This is a genomic window from Akkermansiaceae bacterium (assembly GCA_019634595.1).
In the GTDB taxonomy this organism is placed as follows: Bacteria; Verrucomicrobiota; Verrucomicrobiia; order Verrucomicrobiales; family Akkermansiaceae; genus Luteolibacter.
In genome coordinates this window covers 1-16,388 of record JAHCBC010000001.1, presented here as the reverse complement: position 1 = coordinate 16,388, position 16,388 = coordinate 1, and the positions used below count along the sequence as shown (strand labels likewise).

Below are 16,388 nucleotides of genomic sequence, written 5' to 3'. Positions count from 1 at the left end.
CCGGGCTCGCAGGACGCCACCCATCCACCCAGCCGTAATGGCGCAGCCATTCCGCTACGGAAGATGATGCCCCGGCAACGGCCTGGGCCAAGATGGTCCAGCCACATCACTTCTTCATCAGCCGCGCCGCGAGGGCCTTCAGGTCCTCCACCGGGATCGCGAAGCTCTCCGCGCGGTTGGCGCGGGCGATGTTCATCCCCACGCACTTCCCGTCCAGGCCCAGCAAAGGACCGCCGACAATCGATTTGTCGCCGATGATGTCGTGCTGCATCACCCGCGGGAAGCCGCTGCGGCGGTCGGAGTAGGCGCCGCTCATCATGTCATTCCGGGTGACCGGGCCGGGATCCAGCGTCACGTCCACCGTCTCGTCCACCTCCTTCCGCTGGTAGGTGACCTGCACCACCGTGCCGGGCTTGTGATCCTTCAGCGCCTCTGAAACCTCGTCGAATTTCACCACGGCCTTGCCATTGATCGCGACGATGATGTCGCCTTTCTTGATACCCGCCTTCGCGGCGGCTCCGTCCTCCGCCAGATCCGCGATCTCCAGCACCTCGTCCGCGTCCTCCTTGAACGCGACGCCGAGATTCCCCCCTCCCGCCGGGATGGGGCGGATCTTCGCGCTGACGATGCCGACCAGCGCGCGCCGTGCCTTCAGGCTGGTGGCTCCGTTGGCGATGACCCAGCTCCCCTGCGGGATATCGCCGGAGGGCGCGTAGTCCACCGGAGTCAACCCGGAGGCATCCACCTTCACCAGCGCGACGTCCCATGCGTCATCCACGGTCACAACTTTTGCATTCGGGTAGGATTGCGCGTCCACCCTCACGGAAAGATTCGCGGTTCCGGCGATCTCGCTGGCCTTGGTGAGGATGTAGCCGTCCGGTGAGATGACCACACCGTAGGCGATCTCCTTCCGCCCGCTGAGCATCACGGCGCTGGATTGCTGGAGGATCTGGCGCTGGGCGTCGAAAACGGAGGTCACCGCCGGTCCGGTCCGGCGGTAGGCGGACTCCAGCGACTGGAAAGCATGGGAGGTGGCAGGCAGCAGCAGCGCGGCGAGCAGAAAACACCTGACAGCCTGTTGGAACACCGAACTGTGGCTGCGGCGTCCCGCCGCAGGCCGTGATTGTGGCGTCCCGCCGCAATGTTTCCTTACCGAGACCGTTGCCATCTTGTTATCCATATCGCACATCACGATGCTTGCTGTCCGGCCCGATAACCACCACCCGGCGCTCTCCAAAGCGACGGCGGGACGCCATCGCCACGGCCTGCGGCGGGACGCCGCAGCCACATATCCCAGCAGGCCATCAATTGCGTTCACCGAGTTTCAGTTTGAAAGTTTGTGGTTTGCCTCCGCGCAGCCCCTCGATCTCCACCTTGTCCCCGGCGGCCATTTCCTTGATCAGTTCCTGGAGCTGCTCGCGCTTCTCCAGCGCGGTGCCGTTGAATTTCAGGAGCACATCCCCTTCCTTGATGCCGGCTTTCTCGGCGGGTGTCTCCCTGCCGACCTTCAGCACCTTGAGCCCTCCTGCGGACCGCGCTTCCGTCGCAACGCCCAGCAGGCCGCTGCCCTTCTCCGGCTTCTGGGCAAAGGGTCCCTCCCCGATGAACTCGGACCGGAGCATGCCATCCCAGTTGTTGGTGAACTCCTTCAGCGGAACATGCATGTTCACCTGCAACTGCTCCCCGACACGGGAGTGGATGCCGATCACCTTTCCGGACATGTCGAACAGCGGACCGCCGGAGTCACCGCCGATCAGCGCGCAGTCGGTCTGGATGGTCGAGTTCGCGATGCGCACCAGCCGCCCGAGACGCACGACCGAACCGCGTTCCTTGTCAAAGCCGCCGGAATGGCCGAGTGAAAACACCCAGTCGCCCAGCTTCGGGGTGTCATCCTTGCCGAGCGGCGCGAACGGGAAAGGCCCCTTCTCCGTGATCTTCACCATCGCCGCGTCCACATCCGCCACCAGGCCCAGCGTCTCCGCCTTCAGCTTCCGTCCGTCCTCCATGATGACGGTGACCTCTTTCCCCACACCGGTGCTCACGTGGGCGGCGGTCAGCACCAGCCCGTCCGCGGAGATGATGACACCGCTCCCGCTGCCATCGCCGATGTCGATGCACACCGTCGCGTCGCGCGCCTTTTGCAGTGCGGAGATCAGGGCCTTCTGGATCGCTTCGATGTCCTGCAGGTTCTCGGGTGCCTTCTTTTCATTGAAATGGAAAGGCTGGGCATCCACGGGAAACGTGGACACGCACAGCAGGAGGAACAGACGGGAAGCGGACCGGAACATCGGGATGAACTGCGATACGTTAGGCAGATCCCGCACTTTCCGCAACAAGGGGAATTGCAGGATTCAGGCGCGCCGCAGGTAGTCCGGCACCTGATCCTTCTGGGATGCGGGCGGCAGAGCCGCGCTGGCGAAGGAAATCACCGCCCCCACCCCTGCCGCATGGTCCCCACCCAGGCGGGGTTCCACCTCCAGATCAGGGAACCGGAACCTCACCCTGGATCTCATCCAGGCGACGAAGGATGAAACCAGCAGCCCCGTACCCAGCAGCAAGGCCGCTCCACCCCACCATTCCTCCACCCAGATCACCGCCTGTTCCTTCCAGATTTCCAGCGTGGAGGGTGCTTTCGCTTTTTTGGCCACCGGGCGATGGGAGACGACGGGAACTTCGTCCGGGGATGCCCCTCCGCCCAGCATCCGCTCCATCCAGTAGATGCGGATGGACATCTGGACGGAGAACGCATCGAGCTGGTCCGTGGTGTTCAGCTTCTCAAAAGCCGACATGACGGAACTCTGGAGGGCGCGGCGCTGGTCCGCCGCGGAGACCGATTCCGTCAGGAACGGACTGAGATGGATGGCGGAACGCTGCGGCGCCCCCAGGAAATAGAACACGACCACGGCGGGCCGGCCGGTGGTGAAAAGACGCTCCACCGTTTCCTCCGCGCGGACTTCACCGGGGATTTCCTGCTCCCCGCCGAAGACATAGACGAAGAAGTCGATGGATGAGTCACCCGCGTGATACTTCAGGAATCCAAGGCGGTCCTTGTAGTCCTTCAGGCTCAGCAATCCCTGCGGATCCACCAGAAATTCGGCGGGCTTTTCCGCGAAGTAGGCGGTGAGGAATTTTTCGGGGATTTCCGATGACCGGAGAGGGTCTTTGGTCACCTCATCCCCCTTCGGTTTCTCCACATCCAGGGTGGATTCCGGAGCAGGCTCAGGCTCATCAGCCAGAATGAAACTCCGTAATATGCCGCCCGCTTCCTCGAAGGCTTTGCGCTCATCGTCTTTCCAGGATGGCATCTGGAGGGCGGAAGCATGGGCAAAAGAGGCGGCCGCCAGCGCGAGGAACGGAAGGAATCTCACTTCTCCACCTCCTCCACCACCGGCTGTTCTTCCGGGACGCGGTGCCCGGACCGGATCCTGCGGACCAGATCCCCCATCTGCGGCGGTGGCAGCACCTTGCGTTCGAATTTCTCCGGATCACGCCGCGCCTGGCGGCTGCGCTTCGCCAGAATCGTCCCCAGATGGCGGATGGCCTTCACCAGACCGTCCGCATACCGCCCGTCGAGCCAGTGGGAATGCGCGCGGGAAAGACAGTCGAACGTGTCCGCCTCCTCCAGGTAGGGATCCAGCAGGTAGCCGAAGGTCACCCCGGCAGCCTTTGATTCCGGATCGATCGTGAAAAGAATCCCCGCCTCGTTCGGCTTGCCGACGGGTACATCCTCAAAGGCCGCCCGGTTCAACATCCAGAAGCCGAACTGGCGGATGTTCGCCACCTCCCCCAGCGGCCCGGTATAGACCGCCACGAAAACCTGCGGGAAACGCCGGCCGATTTCCTCCATCGCCGCCTCCACCTTCCGCCGGCCTCCACGCCGCAGCAGCCCCGCCGCATCCGTGAGGCTGCGGAGCGTGACCTCATCCTCCCCGAAATGCGCGTCCGCATCCGCCAGCGAGAATCCGCAATGAGGACACGACTGCGCCGCTCGGTGGATTCGTTGAACGCAGCGGGGACACTTCATTTCGGGCAGTTACCACGGATTCCTTAAATAACAATCCGCGAAAGGTCAAAGCGAAAGCGACAGACACCCGACGGGAGAATCCCGATGGGAGGAGCATCGCGGACGCCCACGAAGGGAATTTCATCCTCCAACAGGACGATGCCTTGATTGATCTCCATGTGGAACGGCACCCGATATCCTCCCGGCTGTGACACAGCCTAAGATTTCAGCCCGATCACCTCCCGGAACCTCGCGTAGGCGGCGTCCCATTCCTCCTTGCCGGACGGCTCGAAGGTCTTGAATCCGAACGAACGTGAGATGAGTTCACGGCCGGCGGTGAAGTCCGGCAGGACGCCCATACCGACCATCTGGGTGATGATGTTCCCGCAGGAGGTCGCCTCCACCGGTCCTGCCACAACCTTGATCCCGAGGGCGTTCGCGGTGGCCTGGCTGAGCGCCTCGTTCTGGATGCCGCCGCCACCGGCCCGCAGCGACGCGAACTCCCGGCCGGTGAGGCACTTGAAGCGCTCGAAGACGACCCGGTATTTCAGCGCGAGGGAGTCCGTGGCGACGCGCAGCACGGCGCCCTTGCTCTCCGGCACGGTCTGGCCGGTCCTGCGGCACCATTCGCGGATCTTGTCCGGCATCTGGCCGGGGCTGGCGAAGACGATGTCGTCCGGATCGATGAACGCGGTGAAAGGCTCCGCCTTTTCGGCCAGCTCCGCCATTTCGGCGTAGCCGAGGCTTTCTCCGTCCAGCGCCCACTGCCGCTTGCACTCCTGGATGAGCCATAGCCCGGCGATGTTTTTCAGGGAATGGATGTCCCCGCCGACGCCGAAGTCATTGCAGAAACCATAGCCCAGCGCCTTGCCGCTGGTGATGGCGGTGTCCGACTCGATGCCCATGATGGACCAGGTGCCGGAGGAAAGCCACAGGTCCTCCCGGCCCATGGGGATGCCCGTCACGGCGGCCGCCGTGTCATGGCAGGCGGCGGCCACTACGGGAATGCCAGTAGCTCCGATGAAGGCGGCCACTTCCTCCCGGACGGGGCCGAGCACGGTGCCCGGCTCCACCAGCGGGCCGAAAAGCCGCTCCGGCAGGTCCAGCGCCCGGATCACCGGCCAGGCCCAGTCGCCCGTGGCGGGGTCGATGAGCTGGGAGGTGGAGGCCACCGTTTTCTCGCACGCCTTCACCCCGGTGAGCCAGTAGGCCAGCAGGTCCGGCACGAACAGGATGCGGTCCGCGTGCAGCAGGCCCGGGCTGTTCCTGCGCCGCTCCGCGAGCAGGTGCAGGGAGGTGTTGTAGAAGTTCGTCTTGATGCCGGTGTGGGCGAAAATCTCCTCCTCCGGCATCAACCCGTGCATCACCTCCGCCATGCCCTCGAAGCGGGCGTCCCGGTACTGGTGCGGCATTCCCACCAGCTCTCCGTCCGCATCGATGAGGCCGAAGTCGCAGCCCCAGGTGTCGATGCCGATGGAGACGATGCGGTCGCCGTATTTCTCCACCGCGCGGCGCAGCCCTTCGAGGATGTCCCGGTAAAGGCCGACGATGTTCCAATACGAGCCGGAAGGGAGTTCCGTGCCCGGATTGTCGAAACGATGCACGTCCTCCAGCACGAGCTTCGAGAGGTCCGTGCGGGCGGCGATCACACGGCCGCTGCCAGCTCCGAGATCAACGGCGATGAAGACTTTTTCAGACATGGGATTGATGATGGGAAAGTGGAGCGCCGGACCTGGCGGAGAGTGATGGCACCAGAGTGGCCAGAATGCCGGTGTGGTCCGTCAGGCGGGTGCCGTCGCCGCCGGTGCGCGGCAGCAGGCGGTCGATGGTCACCGTGAGATCCGCCGTGGTGGCGATGTGGTCGATGAGCTTGTGACCCTCCGCATCTTCAAGACCCGCCGTGGACACCGAGAAACCGTTTGGGATGGCATCCATCAACGCGGCGGACACTTCCGGCGGTTGGTTGACCCGCGGGATCCGCTGGTTGTAGTCGCCCAGGAGACAGACGGGCATCCCGTCCCCGGCATACCGCCGGACGACGCGCGCAAGACCGTGGCAATAGCTGATGTGGTCCTCCCACGGCCTCCGGTCACACCTGCCGGTCCTGACATGGGCGTCCTTCCACGGGATGCACACACCCACGAAGCGGATGCCGCCGGTGATACATGAAACAAACCTTCCGCCCGGCATGGACTCATCCCCTGTGACGTCCACATCGCTCCATGGCTGTCGGCTCCAGAGCACGACTTTCCTGCGTCCGCCGGAGTGGCTGTAGCCATAGTCCGCGTCCGCCGCGATGAGATGCCCGGCAGGGAGGAAATCATGCTCCGTCTCCGTCAGGCAGACGACATCCGCGGCGGATGCCTGGATTTCCCGACGGATCAAATCCCCCCGCACGGAACCCGGTGGAGCCCACTCCACGTTCCAAAGGAGGCATTTCATCTCAGCGGATGCGGGCGTCATTTCCCGAAGTGCAGTTCGTAGGGAGGCGTGATGAGATGCTTCTTCGCGTAGGATCTGCCGCCCTTGTCCGTGATCATCGCGTGCAGTTCATCCGGCTTCGCGAAGAAGTGGTCGGTGGGCGCGCCGAGCTTGGTGGAGTCGATCAGGGCGCAGGACCACTCCGCATGTTCCAGCATGGCTCTCTTGAAGCGCGCCTGGTCCGGATTCGGCTCGCCGATGCCCAGCTTCGGGTCGAAGCCGCCGCCGGAGAAAAAGAAACGGTCGATGCGCAGCATCCGCAGGGCGGCCTCCGTCAGCATGCCGGAAAATCTCCGCCCGCGGCGCTCGTAGGTACCGCCCAGCTCGATCAGCTCGATGGCTTCCCGTGTGGCGAGGCGTTCCACCACCGCGATGGAATACGTCACCACCCGCAGCGGCACGCCGTCCGGAAGCTGGGAGGCGAACTCCAGCGCCGTCGTGCTGGCGTCCAGCAGCAGCGTCTCCCCTTCTTTCACCAAGGTGGCGGCCTCCCGTCCGATGGACAGTTTTTCCTCAAGCTGCCGCGACTCCCGCTCCGAGAGCGAAAGCTCCCCCAGCGCCACGGTGGAGTCCATGGCCCCGCCGTGGGTGCGGCGCAGATGACCCACCCGGGCGAGGAAGTCCAGATCCCGGCGGATCGTTTCCTCCGTGACCTCAAAGTCCCCGGCCAGCTCGGTGGTCCTCACCGTCCCGTTCTTACGGGCGATTTCGAGGATGCGGCGTTGTCGTTCGGCGGCGAGCATGTGGGAATTTGTGGGAATTTGCTTGATTTCCTTCGTTTTGCGGGCCAATCCCGCTCACGTCAATACGAAACCAAACCGCCATGTCCAAACCCGAAAACTTCAAGCACGTCTCCTATTCGTGGGATGATGCTCACGCCGCCACCCTCGATCCCGTCGGCCGCCTGGTGTACCGCTCGAATATTCTGGGTGCGGACCAGCGCATCACCAACACCGGCGGCGGCAACACTTCCTCCAAGCTGATCGAAAAAGACCCCCTCACCGGGGGCGATGTGGAAGTGCTGTGGGTCAAGGGTTCCGGCGGCGACCTGCGCACCTCGAAGCGCGAGAATTTCTCCTCCCTCTACCAGGACAAGCTCATCGGCCTGCAAGGCCCCTACGCCGCCCGCGCGGACAAGGGCCTGAAATCGCCCGCCGAGGATGAGATGGTCGGCATGTATTCCCACACGACCTTCAACCTGAACCCGCGTCCGTCCTCGATCGACACGCCGCTGCACTCCTTCCTCAGCGGCAAGCATGTCGATCACATGCACCCGAACGCGATCATCTCCATCGCCGCGTCGAAGAACTGCCAGCAGCTCACCAAGGAGATCTTCAGCGGCGAGATGGACTACGTGCCATGGATGCGCCCGGGCTTCGAGCTGGGCCTGGCGATGCAGGAGATCGAAAAGGCGAACCCCGGCGTGAAGGCGATCATGATGGGCCAGCACGGCTTCATTTCCTGGGATGACGACGAGAAGGTGTGCTACATCCGCACGCTGGAGTTCATCGAAAAGGCGGCCCAATACATCGAGGACAAGTATCAGGCGAAAGGCGGCGACGAGAAAGCCTTCGGCGGCCGGAAATACCAGACCCTTCCCGAAGCGGAGCGACGCGCCGCCTTCGCGAAGATCCTGCCATGGCTGCGCGGCCAGGTTTCCCAGCAGAAGCGGTTCATCGGCACCATCCAGGATGACGAAAAGATCCTGCGCTTTGTGAACTCCGCGGATGCACCGCGCCTCGCGGAGCTGGGCACCTCCTGCCCGGACCATTTCCTGCGCACCAAGATCAAGCCGCTCTACGTGGACTGGAACCCGCAGACGGAGGACGCCGCCGCTCTCAAGAGCAAGCTCGCCGCCGGTCTGGAGCAGTACCGCAAAGACTACGCGACCTATTACAACAACTGCAAGCACTCCAACTCCCCGGCCCAGCGCGACCCGAACCCGACGGTGGTGCTGATCCCGGGCCTGGGCATGATCGCTTGGGGCAAGGACAAGTCCGAGTCCCGCGTGACCGCCGAGTTCTACAACTGCGCGGTGGAGGTGATGCGCGGTGCGGAGGCGATCGACGAATACATCGCCCTGCCACAACAGGAGGCCTTCGACATCGAATACTGGTTGCTGGAGGAAGCGAAGCTCCAGCGCATGCCCGCCGAGAAGGAACTGGCCCGCCAGGTCATCATCGTGATCGGCGCAGGCTCCGGCATCGGCAAGGAAACCGCGCACCGTCTGGTGAAAGAAGGCGCGCACATCGTTTGCGTGGACCTCAACGAGGATGCGGCGAAGGCGACGGCGAAGGAAATCACCGACAAATACGGCCTCGGCATCGGCGTCGCTGGCAGCGGTGTTTCCGACTGCGGCCCGGCCATCGGTCTGGCGGCGAACATCACGGACCGCGCCAGCATCCGCGCGATGCTGGACCAGGTGGCCCTCGCTTACGGTGGCTTCGACCACATCGCGGTGACCGCCGGCATCTTCGTGCCGAGCGACACCTCCGGCCACATCCCGGATGACAAGTGGGCGCTCACCTTCAACATCAACGTCACGGGTTCCTACTTCGTCGCCGACGAAGCCGCGAAGACCTGGAAGGAACAAGGCCTCAAGGGCAACCTCGTCCTCACCACCTCCGCCAACGCCGCGGTGGCGAAGAAAGGCTCCCTCGCCTACGACACCTCGAAGGCCGCCGCCAACCACCTCGTCCGCGAGCTGGCGATCGAGCTGTCCCCTCTGGTGCGCGTCAACGGCGTGGCTCCCGCGACCGTCGTCCAGGGATCCGCCATGTTCCCGCGCGACCGCGTCATCGGTTCGCTCGCGAAGTACGACATCCCCTACACGGATGACGAGGCGACCGAGTCACTGGTCAGCAAACTGGCCCAGTTCTACGCGGACCGCACGCTGACCAAGGCCCCGATCACCCCGGCGGACCAGGCGGAGGCTTACTTCCTGCTCATCACCAACCGTCTGAGCAAGACAACCGGCCAGGTCATCACCGTCGATGGCGGCCTGCACGAGGCGTTCCTGCGCTGATCGGGAAACGGCGGCGCGGATCACCGGCCGCCGTTTTTGGAACACGGATGAGGCCCGTCCTGTCAAAGGTGGGGCTGACACGCCGAACCCATGGCAGCAGCGGTTTTTCTCGTGAAACCCTCCTCCGCCCTCCACGATGCGGATCCGCCCCACCCTTTCCGGGGGGCGGATATCCCGCACCATGCCACCCCACCGTAAAAAACGGACCCGCTCGTGGAATCCCTTGCTACACCCTTGGTGGGTGCTGGCTTTCATGATCGCGGCGCTCGTGATCTTCCAGATCGTCGGCGCGATCCGGATGGCCGGAGAGACCGAGGACTTCAAGACGGTCTACGACGGACCTCCCGACGAAGCGCGGATCGCACAGATGGAATCCGCCGGATTTCCGAAGATCCACCGGGTGGTCGAGAATTCACTGTCGTTCGGCATGACCGGGGACGGGCATAAGCTGCTGGTCTATGTATTTGATCCAGGGGACTGGGAAAAGGTGCGCGATTCCATCGGCAAAAACCGGGAATGGAAGAACGGTGTCATCAGCGAGGATAGACGCGGGGAACTGAAACATCATGGCTGCCCTGATGATCTCCTGCCGCGGATTGGCGCCAGTGATGAAGACATTCTCATTTCGAACATCTTCGGCGCATACGATTGGATGATGATCGACCGGCGGCGGGGCATCTGTTATTCACTCAGGATATCCACCTGACGCCCGGATTCCGCCCCGTAGCGAAGCTCGTGAGAGCTTCGGCAGGATGGATCCCGACAATCCCACGATGAGATGATGGAATGGATGGCATCCGTCCGTCGCGGAGTTGCGGGGATGGTTGAGGCCTCCCCAGCCGGAAGTCCCACGACTTCCGCTGCCTACACCTTCTCCACCAGCACCTGCACGTCCATCTGGCAGTGGCCGGTGCCATAGTAGGACCCACGGACGGGGGAAACGTCATCGTAGTCCCTGCCGACGGCGACTTTCACGTATCTCTCGTCCGCCAGCGTGTTGTTCGTGGGATCAAAGCCGAGCCAGCCGGGGCCGGGGAAATACACCTCGCACCATGCATGGGAAGCCTGCGCGCCGATGAGGCTGTCCCGGGGGCCATTGTAGAGATACCCGGAGGCATACCGCGCGGGGATGCCCAGCGTGCGGCACAGGCCGAGCATGACGTGGGTGAAGTCCTGGCAAACCCCCGCACGGAGATGGAAGGCCTCCTCCAGGTGGGTGCCGGACGTCGTCACCCCGGGATCATAGCGGAACTCCCGGTGCACCCATTCCATGATGGCCTGCGCCTGGCCGAAGACGGACGGGATGCCGTAGATGATGTCCACCCCCTGCTTCCAGACGTCCGGATGTTTCGAAACCCAGCGGCTTTCCTGGAGGAACTGCCAGGCACGTTCCCGCGTGGAGGCATCATTGTAGTCCGGAAGCGTCAGTTGCTTCACCTGCTCCGGGATCACCAGCGGCAGGTTGCGCACCTTGATCCGGCTCTCAATCTCCAGCCTGGAGTGCGCGTTGGGCACCTCGAAATGGTGGGTGATGTTCTGGAACAGATCCGTGAAACGCCGCAGGCGGGTGGCGGGCAGCACCCGGATGACAGCGGACAGCGTCTGCTGGAACGGGAAAATCCGCGGCTCCAGATGCAGCGTGTTCACGCTGTCCGTCACCGGGAACGGATAGTGGAAGGTCGTGCGGTGCAGGACGGAGAGCGTCGTCCCATGCCGCCGGAGATCTCCCCCCTCCCCCGCCTTTTCCACTGGAATGGAGGGATCCTGCCCGATGATGTTCACGGCTGCGCCTTGTTCCGTTGTTGCTGCTGCTGTTCAAACTGCCAGCCGGCGACGGCGGACTTCACGCGCTCCGGCTCCGGTGGAGCCTCCGTGACACGCTCCGGGAGGAGGACGTAGGTTTCGAAAATCTCCGCTCCGATGGCGTTGAACTTCGTCTGCAGGCCATCCAGATAACCATGCAGGCCTTCCTTGAACACATCATCCGTGGAGCTGAAGTTGATGTCCGCCAGCAGCTTGCCAGCGATGCGCTCGGACTCATTGGAGAAGGTGCCGCGCGGTGTGCCGGACACCTTGTGCAGGCTGGCGTCGAGACGCTCGATGCAGAAGCGGATGGACCGCGGGAACTCCGGAGAAAAGATCAGGAAATCCACCACTCCGCGCGCCGAGATTTCCCGCTGGTCGGAGCGGAACGCACCCATCGCGCCGCAGGAACGGAGGATGGCCGTCCAGTGGAGGATGCCCGGCGAGGTGATCTCATCCTCCGCGGTCTTCGGCAGGTAACTGGTGATGTCCAGAAAGCGGGTGGTCTTGTCCGCGCGCTCGAGCTGGCGGCCGATGTCGATGAACTCCCACGCCTCGTTCCGCGCCATCGTGGACGCCGCCACGCCGAGGAAGGTCGCCGCGCCGCGGCGGATGCTCTCGTAGTACTTCGGCGGGTTCGACTCGATGAGGAAGGAAGCCTCCGTGGAGCGGGTGAAAAGGTAGAGCGAGTTCAGCTCCTCCCACAGCTCGTCGGAGAGCTGGTCGCGGATGGTGCGGGCGTTCTCCCGCGCCTGCGCGATGCAGGAGGCGATGCTGTTCGGGTTCCGTGTGTCATCGGAAAGGAAACGGATGACCTGCGAGCTGCCCGGCTCGTCATAGAGGGTCTCGAAGGCCTCCTCCTCCCCCAGGCTCTGGATGATGGGGGCCCAGAAGCCGCGGAGCCGCTCGCTGTCCAGGCTTTCGAAGTCGAGGAGGAGCTGCTGGTTGACGTCGATCAGACGGGAGAGGTTGTCGGCCCGTTCGACATTGCGGACCATCCAGTAGAGAGTGTTTGCGACGCGTGAAAGCATGACCGGAAGTGAAAATGGGTTGGGGTCGGGGTGGGTGGTTTGCTTTTACCGGAGGACCCAGGTGTCCTTGCTGCCGCCGCCTTGGGAGGAGTTCACCACCAGGGAACCCTTCGTGAGCGCCACGCGGGTCAGCCCGCCGGGCACGATCTTCACCTCGTCCCCGTAGATGATGTAGGGACGCAGGTCGATGTGGCGGCCCTCGATGGCGCCGTCGCACCAGGTCGGGCAACGGGAGAGCGACACCACCGGCTGGGCGATGTAGTTGCGCGGGTCCGCGATGATCTTTTCCCGGAACACCTCGATCTCCTCCTTCGTCGCGGACGGCCCCATGAGCATGCCGTAGCCGCCGGACTCGTTCGCCGCCTTCACCACCAGTTCCGGCAGGTGGCCGAGGATGAACTTCAGGTCCGCCTCCTCCGATGCCAGGTAAGTCGGGACGTTCGGCAGGATCGGCTTCTGGCCGAGGTAGTATTCGATCATCCGCGGGACGAAGTAGTAGGTCACCTTGTCATCCGCGACACCGGTCCCCACCGCGTTGGCGAGGGCCACGTGTCCGGCGCGGTAGGCGTTCATGAGTCCCGGCACGCCGAGCACGGAGTCCTTGCGGAACACGGTTGGGTCGATGAAATCGTCGTCGATCCGGCGGTAGATCACATCCACCCGGACAAGGCCGTGGGTGGTGCGCATGTAAACGAAGTTGTCCTTCACCACCAGATCCTTCCCTTCCACGATCTCGATGCCCATCTCGCGGGCGAGGTAGCAGTGCTCGAAGTAGGCGCTGTTATAGCAGCCGGGGGTGAGCAGCACGCACACCGGGTCCGCCTCCCGCCGCGGGGAGATGTGGTGCAGCATGTTCAGCAGGTCGCGCGGGTAGGAATCCACCGGCCGCACGCCCAGCGTGTGGAAGATGTCCGGGAACGCCCGCTTCAGCGCGTTGCGGTTCTCCAGCAGGTAGGAAGCGCCGGACGGGCAGCGGCCGTTGTCCTCCAGCACGTAGTAGGTGCCGTCCTTGCCCTTGATCATGTCACTGCCGCAGATGTGGATGTAGATGTCCGCCGGGACGTCCACGCCGCGGAACTCCGGGCGGTAGTGCTTCGCGTTCTCGATGTAGTGGCGCGGGATCACCCCGTCCTTCAGGATCTGCTGGTCGTGGTAGATGTCGTGCAGGAAAAGGTTCAGCGCGATGATCCGCTGGGTGAGGCCCGCCTCCAGCAGTTCCCACTCGTTCGCCGGAATCACCCGCGGCACCGGATCGAACGGGAAGATGCGCTCCATCCCGCGGTTGTCATGATACACGTTGAAGGTGATCCCCTGACGGACGAAGTAGAGTTCCGACGCCGCCTTGCGGTCCAGGAACTCCCTCTCGCTCAGATTGTCCATCTTGTTGAGAAGGGGGGCGCAGTATGGCCTCACCTCCCCGCTTCCTGCGAACATCTCGTCATGAAAACCGCCCGGATCGTAGCCCTCGAATATTGCCATGGATTTGTAAATTAATCGTTAGCAGATGCCGGGCCAACTGTAAAAAACGCTGGGTTTTCGAGTTGCGTCCAGAGAAGGCCAAACTTTCCGCCATCCCGGATTCTTCTTCCACCCGCGCACTGATTGGCGAAGCTATCACATCATGCCTTTCTCCCTCCTGATTTCCGCCCTATGCCTGCTGGCCTGTGCGCCGGCTTGGGCGGATGGGTATCCGTTCGATCCAGCCTCCCAACGGCTGACCGTTCCCTCGATCCGGCTCAAATTGACCGGCACCCAGATTCAAGAGATCTCCGCCAAGGGAACCATTACATTCGACGAAGGAAACATGCGCCTCATCCGCCTCCATTACCCGGCGGCGGGGAACCGCGCGGACGTCATCACCGCGACTTTCAATGACAACAACGAGGGCCTCGGCCCCGAAGATGTATATTGCCTCTGGGTCGCTCCCGATGAGATCGCGGTGACTCTCAACGACCTGCACCCCAAGGACAAATCCCCGTTCGGAGAACCTGTCAATCATCTCACCCCACCGGACACCGAGTCGCGGATGACCGGCCCGCGGCAGATCCGGATCAGTCCGGACGGCATCATCTACTTCAAGGGACAGGCCATCACCTTTGAAGAGGCCTCTGCCATGATCACGGAAATCGCGGACACGCCCAGCCCTCCCGCAGATCAAGGAGGCGTCGGACATTGCCTGTACATCGTCTTGCCGCCGCCCCTCACCGCAATGGAAATCTCCAGCCAATCCACCACGTCTCTCCGGACACCAAAACAGATCCACGACCTGTTGGTTTCCCTGGGTTCGTCCAAATCCGTCAATGTGCAGCTTGCATGGTGAGAAGCCACTCTCCCCAAACCCGTTATGAAATACTCACTGCTCCTGATCCTCCCCGCGCTCCTGTCCGTCACGGGCTGCAACAAGAACCACAAACCGGCCCTCAGCAACCGCCAGTTGCTCGAAGCCATGGACGGCTACATTTTCGAGGTCACCCTACCTGCGAACGTCACGGCAAAAGACAATGCCGGGCTGGCGATCCTCCGCCCGGGCGGGAAGATCGAGCTCTTTGGAGGGTCATTGCTCGGGGAAGGTACAAGCAAAGTGACGGTTGTCTGTTTCTCCCCCGATGAGGGGAATTTCCGTTGGAAGCTATTTTACGGAAGCGGCAACGTCGGCGGAAGAACCCGGAGTTTTCCGAAGACCAGCGCCCACTCCACCATGGCGCGTCCAAAGGGAAACGCCCCGGGCGAAACGCTGATCCGCTTCAGCGCGGACGGATCGGTCAACCACACCCCCGGCCCTCCCACCGGAGATGATTTCGACCTGATCTTTCATGTGGAGAAGCGCACCGGGCCGTAGGAACCCATCCCCCGACCGTATAAAGAATGAAATTCCTGCCCTTGCTCTTCATCGGAGCCGCCGGATGCGCCACGCACCGGGATCCCGTCGCAGCCTTGGCTGACATGCCTTCGCCTGTCGTAATTTCACAGGATGCCGTCGTTTCCACCTCCGCCAGTCCGGATGACCGCCGCCGCTTTGTGAAAGCGATCCTCGGTTCCGGAGAGTTGGAAGCGGACCTTCCTGGAAAAGTGGCGGGAACATCCTACCAGATGGAGTATTTCTCCATGTCCACGGTGGCACCGGAAATCTTTTACATCGTGGCCAGCGCGCCGCGGGATCGGGATGGCTGGGTCGCGCTGGCGAAGGTTCATACTTACGGCGACGGAGAGTATGCCCGTCCCTACATGGCATGCGAAGAAGCGGCGAAGCGCGAGTTTCCCGGAATCTTCTTCCGTGCCTGTCCCGATTGGGAGTCGCTCATCCATCATGCGTCGCGTAGTGCTTGGTAGCGATCTCCGGACGGCAGGGGATTGCTTCCTCCGCTCCCATCATCTCACATCCCGGAATATGCCCATCTCCAGCATCGCCCAGATCCTCCTCCGCCTTTTCGCCCTCAACTGGATCGTCACCGGGCTGATCCAGCTCATATCCAACGCGGCGATGATGCGGGAGCCCCAATACAGTTGGCCGCTGTTGATCACCCCCGCCAGCTATCTCCTGGCCGGGGGCGTGTTCTGGCTGCTGTCCCCCTGGCTCGCCCGGCTGGCCGCCCGCGGCGACGACCGTGGGGTCACGCTGTCCGGCATCACGGCACAGCAACTCTACACGGCCGTGTTCGTGGGGCTGGGATTGTATTTCGCCCTCTCGTCGATCTCAGATGCGTTCCACGGCGTCCATTCCCTGATTCACTACGAAACCAGCTTCGACTACCCCGAAACGGGGCCGAGGGAATTCCCTTATGAAGATGTCACCATCCCGGTCCTCACCCTCATCGCCGGGATCTGCATGATCACCACCTCCCGGAAGTGGGCGGAAAAACTGGCCCGGCAGGGGCGGACAGAGGGTTGATCCCGGGGCGGAAGGTCCGCGCAGCCCAGCCTGCAATCCCGTCTCAATAACAGCCCTTCCGTATCCGGAAAGCCGCGAAAACCGTCCCCGCGTGCCGCCCATTCCGGGAATGTCCCCCGCTTGCAAGGTTACCCCTTGAAATGCACGCAACTCCCC

General features: G+C 63.1%; 16 protein-coding genes. 6 read left to right on the top strand and 10 right to left on the bottom strand.

The window, feature by feature from the left end:
- Positions 1–106: 106 nt before the first annotated feature.
- The 7 genes from KF712_00080 to KF712_00050 form a co-directional block, all read right to left on the bottom strand.
- Complete coding sequence (locus tag KF712_00080) at positions 107–1,168, bottom strand: PDZ domain-containing protein (GenBank protein MBX3739355.1); 1,062 nt, start codon at positions 1,166–1,168, stop codon at positions 107–109.
- 136 nt (positions 1,169–1,304) lie between these two features.
- Positions 1,305–2,324: a trypsin-like peptidase domain-containing protein gene (locus KF712_00075; GenBank protein MBX3739354.1), complete on the bottom strand. Its 1,020-nt coding sequence runs from the start codon at positions 2,322–2,324 to the stop codon at positions 1,305–1,307.
- Positions 2,325–2,351: 27 nt separating this feature from the next.
- Entirely contained in the window at positions 2,352–3,368 is a 1,017-nt protein-coding gene (locus KF712_00070; GenBank protein ID MBX3739353.1) for a hypothetical protein, read from the bottom strand.
- Positions 3,365–4,024, bottom strand: a complete 660-nt coding sequence (locus tag KF712_00065) for a TPM domain-containing protein (GenBank protein ID MBX3739352.1) — start codon at positions 4,022–4,024, stop codon at positions 3,365–3,367. Before KF712_00065 ends, KF712_00070 begins: the two co-directional genes overlap by 4 nt.
- Positions 4,025–4,221: 197 nt before the next feature.
- The gene (locus tag KF712_00060; GenBank protein MBX3739351.1) at positions 4,222–5,703 is read right to left on the bottom strand and encodes a rhamnulokinase; all 1,482 of its coding nucleotides are present in this window, start codon (positions 5,701–5,703) and stop codon (positions 4,222–4,224) included.
- Complete coding sequence (locus KF712_00055; GenBank protein ID MBX3739350.1) at positions 5,696–6,445, bottom strand: endonuclease/exonuclease/phosphatase family protein; 750 nt, start codon at positions 6,443–6,445, stop codon at positions 5,696–5,698. The genes KF712_00060 and KF712_00055 overlap by 8 nt, the downstream gene beginning before the upstream one ends.
- Positions 6,446–6,462: 17 nt before the next feature.
- Positions 6,463–7,227 carry a DeoR/GlpR transcriptional regulator gene (locus tag KF712_00050; GenBank protein ID MBX3739349.1) on the bottom strand — a complete coding sequence of 255 codons (765 nt, stop codon included), beginning with the start codon at positions 7,225–7,227 and terminating at the stop codon, positions 6,463–6,465.
- Positions 7,228–7,307: 80 nt separating this feature from the next.
- Here KF712_00050 and KF712_00045 point away from each other — a divergent pair, with 80 nt between their 5' ends.
- Together KF712_00045 and KF712_00040 are read left to right on the top strand one after the other, a co-directional pair.
- Positions 7,308–9,509 carry a bifunctional rhamnulose-1-phosphate aldolase/short-chain dehydrogenase gene (locus KF712_00045; GenBank protein MBX3739348.1) on the top strand — a complete coding sequence of 734 codons (2,202 nt, stop codon included), beginning with the start codon at positions 7,308–7,310 and terminating at the stop codon, positions 9,507–9,509.
- Between the two features lie 223 nt (positions 9,510–9,732).
- A complete protein-coding gene (locus KF712_00040) occupies positions 9,733–10,215 on the top strand; it encodes a hypothetical protein (protein ID MBX3739347.1) in 483 nt (160 codons plus the stop codon).
- Between the two features lie 158 nt (positions 10,216–10,373).
- Here KF712_00040 and KF712_00035 read toward each other — a convergent pair whose 3' ends face one another.
- From KF712_00035 to KF712_00025, 3 genes are read right to left on the bottom strand one after another with little or no spacing between them, the layout of a single operon-like run.
- A complete protein-coding gene (locus tag KF712_00035) occupies positions 10,374–11,291 on the bottom strand; it encodes a transglutaminase family protein (GenBank protein ID MBX3739346.1) in 918 nt (305 codons plus the stop codon).
- Positions 11,288–12,343 carry an alpha-E domain-containing protein gene (locus KF712_00030; GenBank protein MBX3739345.1) on the bottom strand — a complete coding sequence of 352 codons (1,056 nt, stop codon included), beginning with the start codon at positions 12,341–12,343 and terminating at the stop codon, positions 11,288–11,290. Before KF712_00030 ends, KF712_00035 begins: the two co-directional genes overlap by 4 nt.
- Positions 12,344–12,388: 45 nt before the next feature.
- Complete coding sequence (locus KF712_00025; GenBank protein ID MBX3739344.1) at positions 12,389–13,822, bottom strand: circularly permuted type 2 ATP-grasp protein; 1,434 nt, start codon at positions 13,820–13,822, stop codon at positions 12,389–12,391.
- 142 nt (positions 13,823–13,964) lie between these two features.
- Here KF712_00025 and KF712_00020 point away from each other — a divergent pair, with 142 nt between their 5' ends.
- The 4 genes from KF712_00020 to KF712_00005 are packed head-to-tail and all read left to right on the top strand — an operon-like array spanning position 13,965 to position 16,232.
- Positions 13,965–14,663: a hypothetical protein gene (locus tag KF712_00020; protein ID MBX3739343.1), complete on the top strand. Its 699-nt coding sequence runs from the start codon at positions 13,965–13,967 to the stop codon at positions 14,661–14,663.
- A gap of 24 nt (positions 14,664–14,687) precedes the next feature.
- Entirely contained in the window at positions 14,688–15,182 is a 495-nt protein-coding gene (locus KF712_00015) for a hypothetical protein (GenBank protein ID MBX3739342.1), read from the top strand.
- 26 nt (positions 15,183–15,208) lie between these two features.
- The gene (locus KF712_00010) at positions 15,209–15,673 is read left to right on the top strand and encodes a hypothetical protein (GenBank protein MBX3739341.1); all 465 of its coding nucleotides are present in this window, start codon (positions 15,209–15,211) and stop codon (positions 15,671–15,673) included.
- Between the two features lie 58 nt (positions 15,674–15,731).
- Positions 15,732–16,232, top strand: a complete 501-nt coding sequence (locus tag KF712_00005; protein ID MBX3739340.1) for a hypothetical protein — start codon at positions 15,732–15,734, stop codon at positions 16,230–16,232.
- Positions 16,233–16,388: the final 156 nt, after the last annotated feature.

Coding starts and splice junctions, on each gene's coding strand:
- KF712_00045 (MBX3739348.1), top strand. CDS start 7,308: ATGTCCAAACCCGAAAACTTCAAGCACGTCTCCTATTCGTGGGATGAT.
- KF712_00050 (MBX3739349.1), bottom strand. CDS start 7,227: ATGCTCGCCGCCGAACGACAACGCCGCATCCTCGAAATCGCCCGTAAG.
- KF712_00015 (MBX3739342.1), top strand. CDS start 14,688: ATGAAATACTCACTGCTCCTGATCCTCCCCGCGCTCCTGTCCGTCACG.
- KF712_00055 (MBX3739350.1), bottom strand. CDS start 6,445: ATGAAATGCCTCCTTTGGAACGTGGAGTGGGCTCCACCGGGTTCCGTG.
- KF712_00025 (MBX3739344.1), bottom strand. CDS start 13,822: ATGGCAATATTCGAGGGCTACGATCCGGGCGGTTTTCATGACGAGATG.
- KF712_00010 (MBX3739341.1), top strand. CDS start 15,209: ATGAAATTCCTGCCCTTGCTCTTCATCGGAGCCGCCGGATGCGCCACG.
- KF712_00030 (MBX3739345.1), bottom strand. CDS start 12,343: ATGCTTTCACGCGTCGCAAACACTCTCTACTGGATGGTCCGCAATGTC.
- KF712_00020 (MBX3739343.1), top strand. CDS start 13,965: ATGCCTTTCTCCCTCCTGATTTCCGCCCTATGCCTGCTGGCCTGTGCG.
- KF712_00080 (MBX3739355.1), bottom strand. CDS start 1,168: ATGGCAACGGTCTCGGTAAGGAAACATTGCGGCGGGACGCCACAATCA.
- KF712_00060 (MBX3739351.1), bottom strand. CDS start 5,703: ATGTCTGAAAAAGTCTTCATCGCCGTTGATCTCGGAGCTGGCAGCGGC.
- KF712_00065 (MBX3739352.1), bottom strand. CDS start 4,024: ATGAAGTGTCCCCGCTGCGTTCAACGAATCCACCGAGCGGCGCAGTCG.
- KF712_00005 (MBX3739340.1), top strand. CDS start 15,732: ATGCCCATCTCCAGCATCGCCCAGATCCTCCTCCGCCTTTTCGCCCTC.